Annotated in this window: 3 protein-coding genes and 1 pseudogene; 2 read left to right on the top strand and 2 right to left on the bottom strand. The window is 60.3% G+C overall.

The annotated features are described in order from the left end of the window. Both BV911_RS19895 and BV911_RS18560 read right to left on the bottom strand, forming a co-directional pair. A partial coding sequence (locus BV911_RS19895; protein ID WP_205963918.1) for a hypothetical protein occupies window positions 1-202 on the bottom strand: 202 nt, incomplete at its 3' end. A gap of 123 nt (window positions 203-325) precedes the next feature. Further along, window positions 326-610: a transposase gene (locus BV911_RS18560; RefSeq protein ID WP_240512370.1), complete on the bottom strand. Its 285-nt coding sequence runs from the start codon at window positions 608-610 to the stop codon at window positions 326-328. 164 nt (window positions 611-774) lie between these two features. On the opposite strand from BV911_RS18560, the gene BV911_RS18555 reads away from it, so the two are divergent. Then, window positions 775-2,187 carry an IS4 family transposase gene (locus BV911_RS18555; protein ID WP_086055025.1) on the top strand — a complete coding sequence of 471 codons (1,413 nt, stop codon included), beginning with the start codon at window positions 775-777 and terminating at the stop codon, window positions 2,185-2,187. A 24-nt stretch (window positions 2,188-2,211) separates the two neighbouring features. Beyond that, window positions 2,212-2,895 (top strand): annotated as a pseudogene (locus BV911_RS18550) (Tn3 family transposase); the annotation flags it as partial. Window positions 2,896-3,361 lie beyond the last annotated feature (466 nt).

Raw genomic sequence — 3,361 nt, 5'->3', positions numbered from 1 at the left:
GGAATTCATCAGGGCGCGCAGTAAGTGAACTGCAATTCAGACGCCGTATACATGGCCGCAACTGACCAAAAGCCAGACTTGACCGATCCGCCCTTGCCCCGCGGGTGCCATCCATACACGGTTCGAGAAACCGCTGGCGACGCCGCATGTCGGTGACGCCACCCGCGATCCAAACCTTCACGCCCGCCGGAAACGCGATCATTGACCGTCCACCACTGACAGGATCCGGCCAAGCGCTTCCGGGTCGACCAAGATGGGCACGATAAGCCGACGGCCATTGGGCAGAGCAATCTCCACCTGCGAGGTCCGGGAGAGATCAGGGAGATCAACAGGCCGAAGGCTGGGAGGCCGCGATGTCTTTCGTCACGGTTACCGGAGTAAAGGATGCCGGGCGGGGCGCACCCTGCTCACCGTTGCGATACTGTCGACGCCAGATCGTCAACAGCGACCGGCACATGCCATGCCGCCGCGCCGTGGCTGCCACTTGCCGGTGGCCGACAAAACTTTCCCCTACGATCCGTAGCTTATCCTCATCCGACCACTGCCGACGACGAATGCCATCGGCCACGGAAAGAACTTCGATTTGAGGGCGAGAAATGAAATCGGACATAAGGCCGGACTTATCATCGAACCCTCGCCGAAGTCAGACGGCCCCCATCGGCTTGAAGTTACCCACAAGTCGTGTGGCGAATTGATTCACCCACAAGACTTGGTCTTGCCCGAGAAGACCCGATCATGATTCGTCATATGGCCCCGAATGATTGAGGTGCGGACATGGGGCAGAATTGGGTGGAAACGGAAACCGCCGGGTGTGATTTGGGTGACCTCCGGCTGAACCGGCGGCTCGGGGCAATGCTCGAGGCTCTCGGGGAACGACCTGGGGAATCGCTGCCCACGGCGTTCCAGGACTGGTCGAACACAAAGGCGGCTTACCGTTTCTTTTCCAACGGGAATGTCAGCGAAGACAAGATCCTTGAGGGCCATTTCGCCGCCTCTGCCCTGCGCATCCAGGCAACCGACGGTCCCATCCTGATCCTGCAAGACACTACGGAATTCTCCTTCAAGCGTTCGGCTCCGGAGAAGATCGGGTTCACGAAGGTATCGACCGGACGAAAGCTGAAGGAAGGCCGCTACCAGAAACATGCGGTCTGCGGGCTCCTGATGCACGCCAGCCTGGCGATCACGTCTGACGGGCTGCCGCTGGGGTTGACCGCCGCCAAGTTCTGGTCGCGCGCAAAGTTCAAGGGGACCGCCGCGCTCAAGCGCAAGATCAATCCGACCCGGGTGCCGATCGAGCAGAAGGAAAGCATGCGCTGGCTTGATAACCTGCGCCTTTCCACCGAGCTGGCAGGCGCGCCCGAACGCTGTGTGCATATCGGCGATCGGGAAAGCGACATCTATGAGCTTTACTGCCTGGCCGAAGAACTCGGGACAAACTTCCTCGTTCGGAGTTGTGTCGACCGCTTGGCGGAGGATGGCGGCACAACCATTGCCAAGGTGATGGCCGAGGTGCAGTCCAGCGGAACCCACGAAGTCCGGTTCCGCGACGCGCAGGGCAAGGACCATTGTGCTGTGCTGTCGGTCCGGCACGCAACGATGACGGTCCGGCCGCCGATCGGAAAGCAGCGGAAATACCGGCATCAGGACCTCCAGATCATCCACGCCGAGGAGTTCGACCCGCCGGAAGGCCGGGCACCCGTCTTCTGGAAACTGATCACGAACCTGCCGGTGGCGACCCACGCGGACGCTGTACACAAGCTCGAATGGTACGCGCTGCGCTGGAAGATCGAGACCTTCTTCCGGACCCTGAAAACTGGGTGCCGGATCGAAGAGATACGCTTGGCCACGGCTGATCGCCTGGCCAACTGCATCGCGTTGTGCTGCGTCGTGGCATGGCGCGTGTCATGGCTGACGATGCTGAGCCGCGAAGCACCTGAAGCGTCGCCGGCTGCCGTTTTCACCGAAGCGGAGCGCCGCATGCTAGAAAACGCGACCCCGGGTAGAAGGCGGCAAGAACCGCGCAATCTTGAATTCTATGTCAGGGCGGTCGCGCGCCTCGGAGGCTATCTCGACCGGGCGTCCGACGCGCCACCGGGGACGACCGTCATATGGCGAGGCTTCTCCCGCCTCGCCGACCTCGTCGAAGGAGCCCGCATCGCAACGCCGTCACCAGACACTTATGGGTAACTGCAAGCTCAATGGAGCGGTTACCAAAGCTCAGACACAGGCGGTTTTACCGACCACGTCTTTGCCGTCACCTCGCTGCTGGCCTTCAGGTTTATGCCGCGCATCCGCGATCTGCCCTCGAAGCGGCTCTATCTCTTCGACCCGGCCGCAGCGCCTAAGGAGTTACGAAGCCTGATCGGCGGCAAGATCAGGGAGGACCTCATCGTCCAGAATTGGCCGGACATCCTGCGGGCCGTGGCCACGATGGCGGCGGGCATCATGCCGCCCAGTCAGTTGCTCAAAAAGTTCGCTGCCTATCCCCGACAGCACGAACTGGCCGTGGCCTTGCGCGAAATCGGCCGCATCGAGCGCACACTCTTCATCATTGACTGGTTGCTTGATGCCGACATGCAGCGCCGTGCTCAGGTGGGGCTGAACAAGGGCGAGGCCCATCACGCCCTGAAAAACGCCCTGCGCATCGGGAGGCAGGGTGAAATCCGCGACCGAACCCCCGAGGGGCAGCACTATCGCATGGCCGGGTTAAACCTGTTGGCGGCCATCATCATCTACTGGAATACAAAATATCTCGGACAGGCAGTTGCGGCACGAAGACGTGCCGGTCTGGATTGTTCGCACGAGCTTCTGGCGCACATCTCGCCTCTCGGATGGGCGCATATCCTTCTCACAGGCGAGTACAGGTGGAAAAAACAAACCGTTACCGCCTTATGATACGATCATGCCCCCTACCGGAATCCACCCCTCGTTGTCGTTGAGGGGCGCGAGTACCCGCTGCGTACTTACCTGTCACGCTGCAAGGGGGAGCGCGGCTTTACTGCAACCCTGCCAGCCAAGCCAGGTCAGCCGGCCCTTGAACTTCACTTTGGCGCAAAGCGTATCAAAGGAGGTGAGTTGCTCATCATTGCCTGCTCCGAGCCGCTTCGCGGATTGCGCATCCTGCGATATTACCGATGGCGCTGGTTCATCGAGTGCATGTTTTCTGACAGCAAAACAAAGGGGCTGAACCTCGAGGAGAGGTGGTCCTAGATTTTAGACCAGTTTTCCGCCGAGCCAAGCTATAGCATTGGGTTCATGTCAGGCGGCGACTTTCAGGTGTTGATTGTGGGTATCATAAGCCTCACCGGGCGTCAGCAGCCCATGCGATGAGTGTGGGCGTTTTTCGTTGTAGTATGTGATC

It is taken from the genome of Pseudoruegeria sp. SK021 (assembly GCF_002119405.1).
Classification (GTDB): domain Bacteria; phylum Pseudomonadota; class Alphaproteobacteria; order Rhodobacterales; family Rhodobacteraceae; genus Meridianimarinicoccus.
Note: the sequence above shows the minus strand (reverse complement) of the source record. Positions and strands in the feature narration are given on the sequence as shown.

Excerpts from the sequence above, each read along its gene's own strand:
- BV911_RS18560 (WP_240512370.1), bottom strand. The coding sequence starts at position 610 with ATGTCCGATTTCATTTCTCGCCCTCAAATCGAAGTTCTTTCCGTGGCC.
- BV911_RS18555 (WP_086055025.1), top strand. The coding sequence starts at position 775 with ATGGGGCAGAATTGGGTGGAAACGGAAACCGCCGGGTGTGATTTGGGT.